16 protein-coding genes are annotated in these 14,566 nt (G+C 68.8%); 12 read left to right on the top strand and 4 right to left on the bottom strand.

Annotated elements, in window-relative coordinates; all coding sequences use genetic code 11:
- Nucleotides 1-33 precede the first annotated feature (33 nt).
- Complete coding sequence (locus HGK58_RS07360; protein WP_168626957.1) at nucleotides 34-630, top strand: DUF2510 domain-containing protein; 597 nt, start codon at nucleotides 34-36, stop codon at nucleotides 628-630.
- Nucleotides 631-673: 43 nt separating this feature from the next.
- Here HGK58_RS07360 and HGK58_RS07355 read toward each other — a convergent pair whose 3' ends face one another.
- Nucleotides 674-2,002, bottom strand: a complete 1,329-nt coding sequence (locus HGK58_RS07355) for an HNH endonuclease signature motif containing protein (protein WP_168626956.1) — start codon at nucleotides 2,000-2,002, stop codon at nucleotides 674-676.
- A gap of 108 nt (nucleotides 2,003-2,110) precedes the next feature.
- On the bottom strand, nucleotides 2,111-2,785 hold the full coding sequence (locus tag HGK58_RS07350) for a hypothetical protein (protein WP_168626955.1): 675 nt from the start codon (nucleotides 2,783-2,785) through the stop codon (nucleotides 2,111-2,113).
- Nucleotides 2,786-2,847: 62 nt separating this feature from the next.
- Between HGK58_RS07350 and HGK58_RS07345 the strand changes: the two genes are divergently transcribed.
- The 5 genes from HGK58_RS07345 (at nucleotide 2,848) to paaZ (ending at nucleotide 8,646) form a co-directional block, all read left to right on the top strand.
- Nucleotides 2,848-3,720: an acyl-CoA thioesterase II gene (locus tag HGK58_RS07345; protein ID WP_168626954.1), complete on the top strand. Its 873-nt coding sequence runs from the start codon at nucleotides 2,848-2,850 to the stop codon at nucleotides 3,718-3,720.
- Nucleotides 3,721-3,792: 72 nt separating this feature from the next.
- Nucleotides 3,793-4,980, top strand: a complete 1,188-nt coding sequence (locus tag HGK58_RS07340; RefSeq protein ID WP_168626953.1) for an acetyl-CoA C-acyltransferase — start codon at nucleotides 3,793-3,795, stop codon at nucleotides 4,978-4,980.
- The gene (locus tag HGK58_RS07335) at nucleotides 4,977-5,711 is read left to right on the top strand and encodes an enoyl-CoA hydratase/isomerase family protein (RefSeq protein WP_168626952.1); all 735 of its coding nucleotides are present in this window, start codon (nucleotides 4,977-4,979) and stop codon (nucleotides 5,709-5,711) included. Before HGK58_RS07340 ends, HGK58_RS07335 begins: the two co-directional genes overlap by 4 nt.
- A complete protein-coding gene (locus tag HGK58_RS07330) occupies nucleotides 5,708-6,583 on the top strand; it encodes a 3-hydroxyacyl-CoA dehydrogenase family protein (RefSeq protein WP_349236168.1) in 876 nt (291 codons plus the stop codon). Before HGK58_RS07335 ends, HGK58_RS07330 begins: the two co-directional genes overlap by 4 nt.
- Nucleotides 6,580-8,646 (top strand): phenylacetic acid degradation bifunctional protein PaaZ, encoded by a 2,067-nt coding sequence (gene paaZ, locus HGK58_RS07325; RefSeq protein WP_168626951.1) that lies wholly within the window; start codon nucleotides 6,580-6,582, stop codon nucleotides 8,644-8,646. The genes HGK58_RS07330 and paaZ overlap by 4 nt, the downstream gene beginning before the upstream one ends.
- Before the next feature lie 75 nt (nucleotides 8,647-8,721).
- Here paaZ and HGK58_RS07320 read toward each other — a convergent pair whose 3' ends face one another.
- Together HGK58_RS07320 and paaI are read right to left on the bottom strand one after the other, a co-directional pair.
- Nucleotides 8,722-9,360, bottom strand: a complete 639-nt coding sequence (locus HGK58_RS07320; protein WP_168626950.1) for a TetR/AcrR family transcriptional regulator — start codon at nucleotides 9,358-9,360, stop codon at nucleotides 8,722-8,724.
- Nucleotides 9,361-9,395: 35 nt separating this feature from the next.
- Nucleotides 9,396-9,815, bottom strand: coding sequence for a hydroxyphenylacetyl-CoA thioesterase PaaI (paaI, locus tag HGK58_RS07315; protein WP_349236167.1), 420 nt, complete (start codon nucleotides 9,813-9,815; stop codon nucleotides 9,396-9,398).
- A gap of 122 nt (nucleotides 9,816-9,937) precedes the next feature.
- Here paaI and paaA point away from each other — a divergent pair, with 122 nt between their 5' ends.
- Genes paaA through HGK58_RS07285 form a run of 6 tightly spaced genes read left to right on the top strand, consistent with a single transcriptional unit; the run spans nucleotide 9,938 to nucleotide 14,473 of the window.
- Entirely contained in the window at nucleotides 9,938-10,915 is a 978-nt protein-coding gene (gene paaA / locus HGK58_RS07310) for a 1,2-phenylacetyl-CoA epoxidase subunit PaaA (RefSeq protein ID WP_168626949.1), read from the top strand.
- On the top strand, nucleotides 10,915-11,220 hold the full coding sequence (gene paaB, locus HGK58_RS07305; RefSeq protein ID WP_168626948.1) for a 1,2-phenylacetyl-CoA epoxidase subunit PaaB: 306 nt from the start codon (nucleotides 10,915-10,917) through the stop codon (nucleotides 11,218-11,220). Before paaA ends, paaB begins: the two co-directional genes overlap by 1 nt.
- The gene (paaC, locus tag HGK58_RS07300; RefSeq protein ID WP_349236166.1) at nucleotides 11,217-12,035 is read left to right on the top strand and encodes a 1,2-phenylacetyl-CoA epoxidase subunit PaaC; all 819 of its coding nucleotides are present in this window, start codon (nucleotides 11,217-11,219) and stop codon (nucleotides 12,033-12,035) included. Before paaB ends, paaC begins: the two co-directional genes overlap by 4 nt.
- Nucleotides 12,029-12,550, top strand: coding sequence for a 1,2-phenylacetyl-CoA epoxidase subunit PaaD (paaD, locus tag HGK58_RS07295; protein WP_168626947.1), 522 nt, complete (start codon nucleotides 12,029-12,031; stop codon nucleotides 12,548-12,550). Before paaC ends, paaD begins: the two co-directional genes overlap by 7 nt.
- Nucleotides 12,551-13,654: a 1,2-phenylacetyl-CoA epoxidase subunit PaaE gene (gene paaE / locus HGK58_RS07290; protein WP_168626946.1), complete on the top strand. Its 1,104-nt coding sequence runs from the start codon at nucleotides 12,551-12,553 to the stop codon at nucleotides 13,652-13,654. It abuts the gene before it with no gap.
- A 45-nt stretch (nucleotides 13,655-13,699) separates the two neighbouring features.
- Nucleotides 13,700-14,473, top strand: a complete 774-nt coding sequence (locus HGK58_RS07285) for an enoyl-CoA hydratase/isomerase family protein (protein WP_168626945.1) — start codon at nucleotides 13,700-13,702, stop codon at nucleotides 14,471-14,473.
- The last annotated feature ends 93 nt before the right edge of the window (nucleotides 14,474-14,566 follow it).

Here is a 14,566-nt window from a genome sequence, read left to right as displayed (position 1 = left end):
CCCTAAGCTGTCCTCGACTATTCGAGGAGGCCCATGTCCGACGTCGCAGCGCCCGCAGGCTGGTACCCCGCCAACGACGGCAGCCAGCGTCAACGTTGGTGGGACGGAGTGGCCTGGACCGAGCACTACCAGCACCCGTTCACGACAGAGCGGGTCGACCTCACTGCACCAGAGGGCGCGCGCGTCTACACCCCGTGGATCTGGGTGATGCTGGGGGTTCAGGTGCTGCAGACCATCGCCCTGCTGACCATCGACTGGGCCGAGTACATGCGACTTTCGCTGGACGCTTCCATTCAAGGGCAGCTCGCGGCGCTGACGTCCCAGGCGTCGTTGGTCTCGATGCTCTCCGGCTGGGGCGGCCTGGCGCTGCTCATCGGCTGCGCCTTCCTGGACTGGTCCGCGCTGAAGCGCGAAGGGATCCCACGCCCGTTTCACGCCGCATGGTCGATCCTCTCCCCGGCCGTCTACGTGATCGGTCGAGCGGTCGTCGCACGGCGCCGAGCGGGCCGCGGAATCGCAGTCATGTGGCTGGAGATCGCCATCCTGGTGTTCGGGCTTGTCGCCGCCATCTGGATGATCGGCGTCATCTTCGCCGTGGTGTTCGAGTTCATGCCTTCGCTGACGGCCTGACCCGCTGCAGATCGGTTGACCCGACTCGCCTCCCCGTTCACCCCTATTGGAAGGTGACGGGTGTGTCCGGGATGTCGACGGCGGTGACGCCGTGGGGGCTGGTCCATTCCAGCACGCCGGGACTGATCTGTTTCACGCTCCAGCCGGGCAGGTGCTTGATGGTGTGATGATTCGGGCACAGGTCTGCGAGGTTGCCGACCTCCGTCTTGCCGCCGTGCTGCCAGGCGGTGGTGTGGTCGAGGTCGCAGTCGCCGGGCGGCCGTGCGCAGGACGGACATCGACATCGCCCGTCGCGGCGATGCAGGTAGCGACGCAGCTTCTTTGACGGCCGGTAGCTGTCCACCGCCAGCACCTGCTGGCTGACCGGATGGGTGAGCACCCGGATCAGGCTGGGCGCGTTCCCGGCCAGCCGGGTGGCATCGTCCAAGCCGATCGGACCGCGTCCGGCAATGCTCGCCGGCTCGTCGCCCTCCCCGAGCAGGGTGAGGACCGGAATGAGGATCGACACCTCCGGGCGAATACCGATCCCGGCGGCGTGCGGGGCATCCGGTTCGCCCGAGGGCTGCCCGGTGAGCACCAGCTCGCAGGCCAGGTCGGCACGCACCTGATCCAGAGTGCGCGCATCGGCCGGATTGGCGGCCTTGACCGCCTTAGCCTGCGCGGTGAGCCGGTCGAACATCGCCACCGCGAACACGGTCGGCACGATGTGAACCAGCTCCGACATCCCGTCGACGCCCTCGAACATGCGCACCGAGCGGCCCTCCCGAGCCTTCCGGTGCCGCTCCTCGAAGGTCACCGCGGCGAGCTTCTCGGCTGCCTGCCGCGCCAGCCGCCGTAACCGGCCGGGGGTGATGTTCACCGCCCGCTTGAGCACCGCGGCCTCGTACTTGCCGCGCAGCTCCGGATCGTCGATCGGGTCGCCGCACTCGACGATGACGCGGGCGTGCCCGATGCCGATCGTGCCGGCCGCCAGCGCCTCCAGCGTGCCGGGGTACTCGTCGACCAGCTCCTCGGCGTAGATGATCCGGCTCTCCATGGTCCGATCCGACACCCGGCAGGCCAACGCCAACTCTGCCGCCAACGACCGGTAAACCAGATCCACCCGGGCATCCGGACCCTCCTCGGCCACGTACAGCCGGGCCAGCATGGCCAGCTCCCGGGCCTCCTCGGCCTCCAACTGCGCCTTCCTCGCCTGCAGCAAGGCCACCCGCTTGATGCCGGCGTCGATCGGACTCTCCGGCTCCAGCCCGGCCACCAGCGCACGGAACCTCGCCTCGACCTCATCGGCCGGCAGCTCCCAACCCGCATCGGCGAGCCCGCGAGGCTGAATCTCAGCGTCGACCTGACCTCCGGTGCCGGTGAAGTTCTCCATGAATCCAGTGCACACCCTGCCACCGACATTCCGACATCGGAGGCCGGAAGTTATCCACATGAAAGGTCTCGGCTGGCTCGACAACCACAATGTGGACTCGACCCTGAGTCAGACCTGCAGTGTCCACGCCCTGCGGCGCACGAGAACGTGCCCGCGCTGGCTGGTCAGCCGAGTCCAGGGGCCGGTCTCGTAGATCCGCACGTCGTCGTCACCGATGAAACCCAGAGAATGCGCGGCGAACGCCGCGCCGGCCGGGACGTACTCGATGCTTGGAATCGGGCGGCCCCACACCTCGGCCCGCACCGAACGCACGAGCTGCTCACCGGTTTCGGTGCCGACGGTGTCTGCCACCTCCCGGATGCCTTCGTCCGCGACCCGAGAGAGCACGACCGGGCCCACAGGGTCGTGCTGGGTCCAGCCGCCACGCGGGGGCGAGATCGCGGCCCACACCACCGTGTTCACCTCGATCGGCAGGCTGACCGTCACCGGCGCATCCGGATCGGTCACGTTCGACTGCGCCCGCGCGAGACGGTCCAGCAGCGAGCGCACCGGCACGACCGCGTCGAACGCCTCAGAGTCTGTCAGCGCGAACGTGCGCAGGCCGAGCACCGTCGGTGTCTCATCGCGCAGGCCGACCGGGTAGAGCACCGCCACGTACACCGCGAGCACGCCCGAGCCCGAAATAAGGCGCACGGAGCCGTCCTCCACCCTGCCGGCGCGACCGAGGAAGGTCTGCAGATCACTGAGGGAGAGGGAATCGACCAATGAGAAGGTTCGGTTCATTACCCAAACTAAACTAGCTGGAAACAACTGGCGCCGCTCGCGCCCGCTGAGCCGGGAGACCCATGAACGACCCCCTGTTTGGAATGCTCGCCGCTCTCGACCTCGACGACACCGGTGCACCGGCAGGCAAAGACATCTTCACGGGCCCCAGCCAATGGATGCCGCACGGCCGCGTGTACGGCGGCCAGGTTCTCGCCCAGTCGCTCGTCGCCGCCGTCCGCACCGTGCCCGAGGACCGCATCGTCCACTCTCTGCACGGCTACTTCCTGCGCCCCGGCGACGTGCAGCTGCCGATCACCTTCACGGTGGACCGCATCCACGACGGCCGCTCGTTCTCCACCCGCCGCAGCCAGGCGTACCAGAGTGGTCTTCCGATCCTGTCGATGATCGCGTCGTTCCAGACCGTGGATGAGGGCCTTGACCACCAGGTTGACGTCGATGGAAACGTCCCTCCACCGGAATCGCTGCCGACGGACGAGGAGGTCCTCGATGGCCACGACCACGTCATCGCGCGCTACTGGGCCAAAGGCAGGCCGTTCGACATGCGGCACGTTCAGGAGCCGATCTACCTCGAGCCCGACCGAGACAGCTCGCCCCAGCAGGCCATCTGGTTGCGGGCGACGGGCGACCTTCCGGATGACCCGAATCTGCACCGTGCCGCGCTCGCCTACGCAAGCGACTACCCCATCCTCGAGTCGGTGCTGCGCCGGCACTCGCTGGCGTGGGCGACGCCCGGCCTCAAGGTCGCGAGCCTCGACCACGCGATGTGGTTCCACCGGTTTGCGCGCGTCGACGAGTGGCTGCTCTACGTGCAGGAGTCGCCCAGCGCCACCGGCGGCCGCGGCCTGTCGCACGGCCGGTTCTACACGCGCGAAGGAGTGCTCGTCGCGAGCGTCGCGCAGGAGGGCATGATCCGGATACCGTCGCCGCGCTGATCTGGCATAATTATTTCCTGAACGGTCGGTCACTAATTCCCCGTTCGCCCGACAACGCGGTCAGGAGAGAGCATGGCGGAGGCCTTTCTCGTCGGTGGGGTTCGTACGCCGGTCGGACGCTACGGAGGGGCCCTCGCAACGGTCAGACCGGACGACCTCGCCGCACTCGTGATCGGCGAGGCGGTACGTCGAGCCGGAATCGACCCCGAGCGCATCGACGAGGTGATCTTCGGCGCGGCCAATCAGGCCGGCGAAGACAACCGCAACATCGGCCGGATGGGCGTGCTCCTCGCCGGGTTGCCGGATGACGTGCCCGGCATCACCGTGAACCGGCTGTGCGCATCCGGCATGTCGGCGATCGCCATGGCGGCGCAGGCTGTGCGCGCCGGCGACGCCGACCTCATTGTCGCGGGCGGCGTGGAGTCGATGACGCGCGCACCATGGGTGCAGGCAAAGCCGCAGAAGCCTTGGGCGAAACCCGGCGACGCCTACGACACCTCGATCGGCTGGCGCTTCGCCAACCCGAGACTGCTTGCGCGCGACAAGGCCACCTTCTCGATGCCAGAGACCGCGGAGGAAGTCGCGCGAGTCGACTCGATCACGCGCGAGGAAGCCGACGAGTTCGCGCTGCGCAGCCAGCAGAGGGCCACGGCCGCGATCGACGCCGGACACTTCGCCGACGAGATCATCGGCGTGCCGACCGCCACCGGTGAGGTGCTCGTCGACGAGGGGCCGCGCCGCGACTCCACTCTTGAAGCTCTTGGCCTTCTGCGGCCGGTGGTGAAGGGCGGCACCGTTGTCACCGCCGGGAACTCCAGCTCGCTCAACGATGGATCGTCGGCCATCGTGATCGCCAGCGGCGAGGCGGTGGAGAAGTATGGGCTCGAACCGCGAGCGCGCGTCGTCGTCGGGACCAGCGCCGGGCTCGCCCCGGAGATCATGGGCCTCGGGCCGGTACCCGCGACCCAGAAGGCGCTCGCCCGCACCGGCCTGACGATCGACGACCTCGGCTCGATCGAGCTCAACGAGGCGTTCGCCACCCAGTCGATCGCCTGCATCCGGCGACTCGGCCTGGACCCGGAACGCGTGAACGTTGACGGCGGCGCGATCGCGCTCGGCCACCCGCTCGGCTCCAGCGGCTCCCGGCTGATCGTCACGTTGCTCGGCCGGATGGAGCGCGAGGACTCCCGGTACGGACTCGCAACCATGTGCGTCGGCGTCGGCCAGGGCACGGCCATGATCGTGGAACGGGTGTCGTGAGCGCGCCGCTGCTCGTCGAACGCCTGGACGACCGGGTCGTCGCGACCCTCAACCGGCCCGACGTGCGCAACGCCATCGACCAGGCGACCATCGACGCCCTGCACGAGCTGTGCGACGAGCTGGAGAAGGACCCCCGCATCCTCATTATCACTGGCGCCGACGGCGTATTCGCTTCCGGTGCCGACATCGCCCAGCTGCGCGAGCGCACCGCCAAGGACGCGCTGCGCGGCATCAACGCGAACGCCTTCATCCGGGTCGCCGCGCTGCCCATGCCGGTGATCGCCGCGATCGACGGCTACGCCCTTGGCGGCGGCGCCGAGCTGGCGTACGCCGCGGACATCCGGATCGGCACGGTGAGCCTGAAGATCGGCAACCCGGAGACCGGCCTCGGCATCATCGCGGCGGCCGGCGCGAGCTGGAGGCTCAAGGAGATCGTGGGCGCCGCGCGAGCGGCCGACCTGCTGCTCACCGGCCGGAGCGTCGGCGCCGACGAGGCCCTGGCGATCGGTCTGGTGAGCGCGCTGCACCCTGCCGAGGAACTGCTGCCTGCCGCGCACGCGATCGCCGACCGTATCGCGCGCAACGACGCCGCCGCGACCATGGCCACCAAGCGCGTGCTCACCGCGCCGCGCGCCGAGCACCCACGTGTCGACCTCGAGGAGCAGGCCGTGCTGTTCGAGGGCCCGGAGAAGCACCGTCGGATGACCGAGTTCCTGGAGAAGAAGAAGTGACCGTTCCAGAGCGCGTCGGAGTGCTCGGCGGCGGCCGGATGGGCGCCGGCATCGCGCACGCCTTCCTGCTGGCCGGCGCGGACGTGATCGTGGTCGAGCGGGATCCGGAAGCCGCTGCCGCGGCGCTCGGGCGAATCACGGACAGCGTCGAGGAGAGCATCGACCGAGGCAAGACAGTGCTGTCGCGCGACGACCTCGCCAGCGCCCTGCACACCGGCACGGATGTTGCCGCCTTCGCCGATTGCGCGCTCGTGATCGAGGCTGTGCCAGAAGAACGCGACCTCAAGCTGGACGCGCTGCGGCGAGTCGAGGCGCAGCTCTCGCCCGGCGCGGTGCTCGCCAGCAACACGTCGTCGATCTCCATCGACTCGCTCGCCTCCGAACTGCTGCGCCCTGGCCGCTTCCTCGGCCTGCATTTCTTTAATCCGGTGCCGGCGTCGGCGCTCGTCGAAATCGTCGCCGGGGATGCGACCCAGCCCGAACTCCTCGGCGAGGCGCGCGGCTGGGTGGCCGCGCTGGGCAAGACGCCGATCACGGTGCGTGATGCTCCCGGGTTCGCGTCCTCCCGGCTCGGCGTCGCCATCGGCCTGGAGGCGATCCGCATGCTCGAATCCGGGGTCGCCAGCGCCGAGGACATCGACGCGGCCATGACCCTGGGCTACAAGCATCCGGTCGGCCCGTTGAAGCTGACCGACATCGTCGGCCTCGACGTGCGCCTCGGCATCGCCGAGTACCTGCACGCCGAACTCGGCGATCGTTTCGAACCCCCTGCGCTGCTGCGCCGGCTCGTCGCCGAGGGAAAGCTGGGCCGCAAGAGCGGCCAGGGCTTCTACCGCTGGGACGAGAACCCCTCAAAGGAGAGCAATCGATGAGCGAGATCCTGCCGAGCTACGTCAACGGCCAGTGGTGGACGCCCGAGTCGGCAGACGGCGCTGCCACCGTGCGCGACGCGTCCACCGGCGAGGTCGTGACCCGGGTGTCGACCGCGGGCCTGGACCTTGCCGGCGCGCTCGACTACGCGCGCACGGTCGGGCAGGCGAGCCTCGGCGAGCTGACCTTCCACCAGCGGGCGGTGCTGCTCAAGCAGTTCGCGCTCACCCTGACCGAGCGCAAAGACGAGCTGTACGCGCTGTCCTCCCGCACCGGCGCGACCAAGCGGGACTCCTGGGTCGACATCGATGGTGGCATCGGAGTGCTGTTCACCTACTCGTCGAAGGGGCGGCGCGAACTGCCGAACGCGCGGGTCTACGTCGATGGGCCGGTCGAGAACCTGTCCAAGGACGGTTCTTTCCTGGGCCGCCACATCTACACGCGCCTCCCCGGCGTTGCGGTGCAGATCAACGCCTTCAATTTCCCGGTCTGGGGGTCGCTCGAGAAATTCGCGCCGGCGTTCCTGGCCGGGGTGCCGACGCTCGTGAAGCCCGCAACCCCGACCGGTTACCTCACCGAGGCGTACGTGCGGATCCTCGTCGAGACCGGGATGCTTCCGGTTGGCTCGCTGCAGCTGGTCTCGGGCAGCGTGCCCGACCTGTTCGAGCACCTGCGACTCGGCGACCTGGTGTCGTTCACCGGCAGCGCTTCGACCGCCGAGCGCCTGCGTTCGCACGAGTCGGTGCAGACCGGCGGGGTGCGGTTCTCGAGCGAGACCGACTCGATCAACGCGTCAGTGCTGGGGCCGGATGCGACGCCCGAGACCCCGGAGTTCGACGCCTACGTCAAGCAGCTGGTGAACGAGCTGACCTCGAAGGCAGGGCAGAAGTGCACCGCCATCCGGCGGGCGGTCGTGCCCGCGGCATCCGTTGACGCCGTCATCGACGCCGTTCGGGCCCGCATCGACGAGCGGATCGTGGTCGGCGACCCGCGCGCGGAGGGCGTCACGATGGGACCGCTCGCGTCTCTGGAACAGCGCGACGAGGTGCTGCGCCAGGTCGGCAAGCTCGAAGCGGCCGGCGGTGAGATCGTCATCGGGTCGACCGCCGACCCCGACGTGACCCGAGCCGACGGCAGTCGCGCGCTGGCTCCGGAGGGAGCCTTCTTCGCCCCGCTCATGCTGCGGTTCGATGACCCGAACACCGAGGCGCTGCACCAGGTCGAGGCGTTCGGCCCTGTGTCGTCGATCGTCGGCTATCGCACGCTCGATGAGGCGGTCAAGCTCGTCGCGCACGGTGGCGGTTCGCTCGTCACGAGTGTGGCGACCCACGACCCCGAGTTCGCGGTCGGCATCACCGAGCGGATCTCCGCCTACAACGGGCGCGTCCTGCTGCTCGACCGGGACAACGCCGGCACCTCGACAGGGCACGGTTCGCCCGTGCCGCACCTTGTACACGGTGGGCCGGGCCGCGCCGGCGGCAGCGAGGAGCTGGGCGGCATCCGCGCGGTGCTGCACCACATGCAGCGCACCGCGGTGCAGGGTTCCCCCGAGATGCTCACCGCGCTGACCGGTGTCTGGCATGCCGGGGCGAAGTCGAATCCGGATGGTCGGCATCCGTTCCGCAAGTCCCTGGCCGAGCTGCGGATCGGCGACCAGGTGGTGTCGGAGCCGCGCACCGTGACGCTGGATGACATCGAGCTTTTCGCGAACTTCACGGGCGACAAGTTCTACGCCCACATGGACGAGGATGCCGCGGCGGCGAACCCGTTCTTCCCCGGCCGAGTGGCGCACGGCTACCTGCTCATCTCGTGGGCTGCTGGGCTGTTCGTGGACCCTGAGCCGGGGCCGGTGCTCGCCAACTACGGGCTGGAGAACCTGCGCTTCGTCACGCCGGTGTCGCCGGGCGACGCCATCCGGGTCGAGCTCACCGCGAAGCAGATCACGCCGCGCGAGACCGACGACTACGGCGAGGTGCGCTGGGATGCTGTGCTGCGCAACCAGAACGACGAGCTGGTGGCGCAGTACGACGTGCTGACCCTGGTGGCAAAGACACTCGCCGCCTGAGAACTCGAGGGGCCACAAAGAGGCCCTCATCGCGCTGGGAAGGGCCCTTTGCGACCCCTCGGGGAGAGGACGGCGCTACGGGAGCAGCTGGTCGGCCTTGGCAGCCGGCGCGACAGCCGGCATCCGCAGCCCATCGAGGGCGATCGCCAGCACGTCGTCCGCCAGGCGATCGGCGCTCTCGCGGCCCTCCGGCCGGTACCACTCGACGATCGAGTTGATCATGCCGAACACCAGCCGCTCGACGACGCGAGCGTCGATGTCGCTGCGCAGCGAGCCCTCCTGGCCCGCCTCGACGAACAATGCGGTGACCGCGCGGTCGAATTCACGCCGGCGGCGCAGAGCCTCCCGCTCCACCTCGGTGTTGCCGCGTACCCGCAGCAGCAGCGTCACGAATGGGAGCTTGTCGACCAGCACGTGCACCGCGCCACGGAGCACGTACGCGAGCCGGTCGGCGGCTCGCCCGGCGCGCGCCTGCTCATCCGTCAGCAAGGCCTCCAGCGCGTCGAGCGCCTCATTCAGCGCGCGCTGCAGAATCTCGTCCTTCGACGAGAAGTGGTGGTAGATCGCCGACTTCGACAGCCCTAGCCGCTCGGCCAGCACGCCCATCGAGGTCGCGTCGTAGCCGAACTCGATGAACGCGGTCACCGCGACCTCGAGGATGCCGCGCTGGTCGTAGCCGGGTCGGCCACGGCGCGGTTCGATCAGTTCTGACATAGGCCACCAGTCTCCCATCCCGGGCGGGGCACGGATCAGCCGGGCGTGCCCAGGCTGCGGTTGGTGGAGACGCTGCGTCCCCGGTACTCGGCGACCACATCGCCGGTGTCGTCGGTGACGGTCACGTCATAGAGGCCAGTGCGTCCGCTGCGCACCTTCCGCACGGCGGTCGCGGTGAGGGTCTGCCCGGCGCGGGTCGACTTCAGGAAGGTGATGTCGGCCCCCGCCGCCACCGTGATGTTCTCATCCTCGTTGCACGCGATGGCGAATGCGGTGTCCGCGAGCGCGAACACGAGCCCGCCGTGCGTGATGTGGAAGCCGTTGGTCATGTCTTCGCGCACCTTCATGGTGACGACTGCGTGGCCAGGATCGTCCCGTTCGACGACCATGCCGAGCGCGGCAGAAGCCAGATCGCGCTCCATCATCGCCCGGTTCGGTGCGGCGGCTTCGGTCACTGTCGCTCCCCTGCTTCGGTCGGGATGTACGCGCGCACGGCCTCATTGCCGCCGCGCTACGAGACACTATATACTAACCGAACGATCGGTTAGAAATGCCGTTGGAGCATCAGGAGTCGACGATGACAACCCCTGCAGACCTCGCCCCCGTGGAGCCAGAACTCTCCGAGGCTGAGAAGCAATTCAACGACCTGATTGCCGCTGATTCGCGCATCGAGCCCAGGGACTGGATGCCGGAGAGCTATCGCAAGTCGCTCATCCGGCAGATCTCCCAGCACGCCCACTCGGAGATCATCGGCATGCAGCCGGAAGCCAACTGGATCACCCGGGCTCCGAGCCTCAAGCGCAAGGCGATCCTGATGGCCAAGGTGCAAGACGAGGCCGGCCACGGCCTGTACCTCTACTCGGCGGCGCAGACCCTCGGGATTTCCCGTGAGGAGATGACCGACCAGCTGATCGCAGGCAAGGCCAAGTACTCGTCGATCTTCAACTACCCCACCCCGACCTGGGCGGACATGGGTGCGATCGGTTGGCTCGTCGACGGCGCGGCGATCTGCAACCAGGTCCCGCTGTGCCGCGCCTCCTACGGCCCCTACGGCCGCGCCATGGTGCGCATCTGCAAGGAGGAGTCGTTCCACCAGCGTCAGGGCTTCGAGATCCTGCTCGAGCTCATGCAGGGCACGCCCGCACAGCGGGAGATGGCACAGGATGCCGTCAACCGCTGGTACTGGCCGTCGCTCATGATGTTCGGCCCGCCGGATGACGAGTCCCCCAACTCGGCGCAGTCGATGGCGTGGAAGATCAAGCGGTTCTCCAACGACGAGCTTCGGCAGCGGTTCATCGGCATGCTCATCCCGCAGGCCGAGGTGCTCGGCGTCACGCTCCCCGACCCGAAGCTGCGCTGGAACGAGGAGAAGGGCGCGTACGACATGAGCGACATCGACTGGGACGAGTTCCACGAGGTGCTCGCGGGCCGCGGTCCGACCAACTCGCAGCGGCTGCAGCGGCGGCGCGAAGCACACGAAGAGGGCGCATGGGTGCGCGAGGCCGCCGCCGAGTACGCCCGCAAGCAGGCGGCAGCACGAGCGGAGGTGGCCTGATGCCGACACCGGGTGAGATCGAGACAGAGGCCTGGCCGCTCTGGGAGGTCTTCGTGCGCGCGAACCGCGGCCTGAGCCACGTGCACGTCGGCTCGCTGCACGCCCCGGACGAGGAGATGGCAATCCGGAACGCGCGCGACCTGTACACGCGCCGCAACGAGGGCGTCTCGATCTGGGTTGTCCCTGCCGCTGCGATCACCACCAGCGACCCGGACCTCAAGGGCGCCTTCTTCGAAAGCCCCGCAGGCAAGAACTACCGTCACGCCTCGTACTACACGAAATCCGAGGGAGTGAAGCACCTGTGACTGACTCCGAGGTGCACGTCTCGGTCGACCAGGTCGAGCTGTCGGCTGAGCTCGAAGGCGACCAGGGCGCGGTGGCGACTCCGGATGTCGCGGAGTACGCGCTCTGGCTGGGCGACGACGCGCTGATCCTCGCCCAGCAGCTCGGCTGGTGGATCTCCCGAGCGCCCGAGCTCGAGGAAGACGTCGCACTGGGCAACATCGCCCTCGACCTCCTCGGCCACGCCCGCTCACTGCTGCGCTACGCAGGCACCGCGTCCGGTCGCACCGAAGACGACCTCGCCTACTTCCGCAATGAGCCGGAGTTCCGCACCGTCTGGCTGTTCCAGCAGCCGAACGGCGATTTCGCGCACACCATCGCCCGGCAGTTCGTCGCATCCGTCTACCTCGACGCGCTTTATCCGCGGCTGACCTCGTCGAACGACCCAACCCTCGCCGCGATCGCCGCGAAAGCCGCCAAGGAGGTCGCCTACCACCGCGACCACGCCACCCAGTGGGTGCTGCGGCTCGCCGGCGGCACCGACGAATCCCGGCGCCGGATGATCGTCGCACTGCACGATGTCTGGCCGTACGTCGAGGAGCTGTTCCGCGACGAACCGCTGATCGACGCTCTGGAGGGCGTCGCGGTGCGGCCATCCACCTTGCGCGCCGACTTCGACGCCGTGGTCGACGCGGTGTTCACCGAGGCCGGGCTCGAACTGCCCAAGGGCATGATCTCCTCCGGTGGTGGCCGTCGCGGCAGCCACTTCTCCACCATGGGGTACCTGCTCGCCGAGATGCAGGTGCTCGCCCGGCAGCATCCGGAGGCGACATGGTAGAGACGATCGCCCGCCCGGTGCCGACGGATGCCCGCGCCCGGCACGCCTGGGACGTCGCCGCCACGGTGACCGACCCCGAGATCCCGGTGCTGACCATCGAAGACCTGGGGGTGCTGCGCTCGGTCACTCTGGACGGCGAGCGCGTGCGGGTCGAGCTGACGCCGACCTACTCCGGATGCCCGGCGATGGAGGCGATGAGCGACGACGTCAGGGAGGCGCTGCTGCGGGAAGGCTACAGGGACGTCACCGTCTCGCTCGTGCTCTCACCCGCTTGGACGACCGACTGGATGAGCGAAGCCGGCCGCGAAAAGCTGCGCAGCTACGGCATCACCCCGCCGAGCGGCAACGCACCCGCGCGCGGCGACGGGCCGATCCGGGTGCAGCTGGCGGTGAAGTGCCCGCGTTGCGACTCGCTCAACACGCGCGAGCTGGCACGCTTCGGCTCGACATCGTGCAAGGCGCTCTACGAGTGCCGCGACTGCCTCGAACCGTTCGACTACTTCAAGGTGCTCTGAGTGCCCGCGGCTACGCGCAAACGCGCGCGCTTCCACTCGCTCGAGGTCGCAGACGTGCGACCGCTCACCGCCGACAGCGTCGAGGTCACCTTCGCGGTGCCGGAAGAGCTGCACGGTGAATACGACTACCTCGCCGGCCAGTACGTTGCACTGCGCGCGAGCATCGACGGCCAGGAGTTGCGGCGCAGCTACTCGATCTGCCGCCCGCCGCGTGCCGGGTCGATCAGCGTTGCAATCAAACGCGACCTCGGCGGCCGGTTCTCGACCTGGGCGAACGCTGAGCTGCACGCGGGCGACCGCATCGACGTGATGAGCCCACAGGGCACTTTCACCTCCCGACTGGACGACCTCGACGACAAACACGTCGTCGGCATCGCCGCCGGGTCGGGTATCACCCCGCTGATGTCGCTCGCGCAGACCGTGCTGGCTCGCTCGGACACCTCGCGGTTCACTCTCGTCTACACGAACCGCTCGACCATGGATGTCATGTTCCTGGAGGACCTCGCCGAGCTGAAGGACCGCTACCCCGCCCGGCTCGCGCTGCACCACGTGCTCTCCCGTGAGCAGCGCACCGCCCCGCTGCTGTCCGGCCGCATCGACGAGGACAAGCTGCGCCGGATGCTGGACGCGCTCATCCCGCCCGCGCACGTCGACGAATGGTTCCTGTGCGGCCCATTCGAACTCGTGCAGCTGTGCCGCGACACGCTCCAGTCGGTCGGCGTCGACCCGACACACGTGCACTTCGAGCTGTTCACGACCGGTGAGCCGGACCAGGCATCCGGGAACGCCGGACGACCCGTCGTGGTGCAGCGTGGCGAGGAGACGTTCCGCATCGAGTTCATCCTCGACGGGCACTCCGCGACGGTCGAGAGCCCCGTGAGCGCGAACGAGTCGATCCTGAACGCCGCGCTGCGGGTGCGTCCGGATGTGCCGTTCGCGTGTGCGGGTGGCGTGTGCGGCACGTGCCGGGCGCGTCTCATCGAGGGCAGCGTGCAGATGACCGAGAACTACGCGCTCGAGCCGGACGAGCTCGAGCGCGGATACGTGCTCACCTGCCAGTCGCATCCCAAAACCCCGGCCGTCGTGGTCGACTACGACGTGTGACAGCCGGTTGTCGCGAGACCCCGCTCAACCGAAGGAGCAGATGACGTGATCGAGCTGACCATCGCCGACAATGTTGCCGAGGTGGTGCTGAATGCCCCGGACAAGCTGAACTCGCTCGACCCTCAGGCGATCGCCGAACTCGACGCCGCCTACCGCGAGGCAGAATCGGCGGGCGTGCGCGCGCTGCTGCTCCGAGGTGAGGGGCGAGCGTTCTGCGCCGGCCGGGACATCTCCGAGGTCGATCCGCAAGACGACGACGTGCTGGGCTACCTCGGTGGGCTGGTCACGCCGCTGCTCGAGCGGATGAGTAGCTTCCCGGCGCCGACGTTCGCTGTCGCGCACGGGGCGTGCCTCGGCGTCGGGCTCGGCCTGCTCATCGCGACGGATGTCGTCTACGTCGCGGACACCGCGAAGATCGGCTCGCCGTTCGCGAACCTGGGCGCCACGCTCGACTCGGGCGGGCACGCCCTCTTCTTCGAGCGGCTCGGGGCGCACAAGACCCTCGACCTGATCTACACAGGCCGGCTGATGAGTGGGTCGGAGGCGGTGGCATCCGGGCTCTTCTCGCAGGTGTTCCCCGCCGACGAGGTGACGGATGCGACCCGCGCGGCCGCTCGGAAGGCGTCGACCGGTGCGACGAGAGCGTTCCTGGAGAGCAAGGAGCTCGTGCACGCGTTGCGCGACGAGCGGCTCGGGCTGTGGCAGTCGATGGCGGACGAGAACCGTGCGCAGGCGGCACTGTGCGACACCGACGACTACCGCGAGGGATTCGCCGCGTTCCAGCAGAAGCGCTCGCCGGCCTTCACCGGCCGCGCCTGACCCTCATCGAGTCGGGGGGGGGGGGGGGGGGGGGGGCCCCCCCCCAGGGGCACACACCCGCCCCCCCCGGGGGGTGGGGGGGGGGGGGGGGGC

Origin of the sequence: Cryobacterium sp. BB307, from assembly GCF_012274275.1 — a bacterium.
Lineage (GTDB): Bacteria > Actinomycetota > Actinomycetes > Actinomycetales > Microbacteriaceae > Terrimesophilobacter.
Note: the sequence above shows the minus strand (reverse complement) of the source record. Positions and strands in the feature narration are given on the sequence as shown.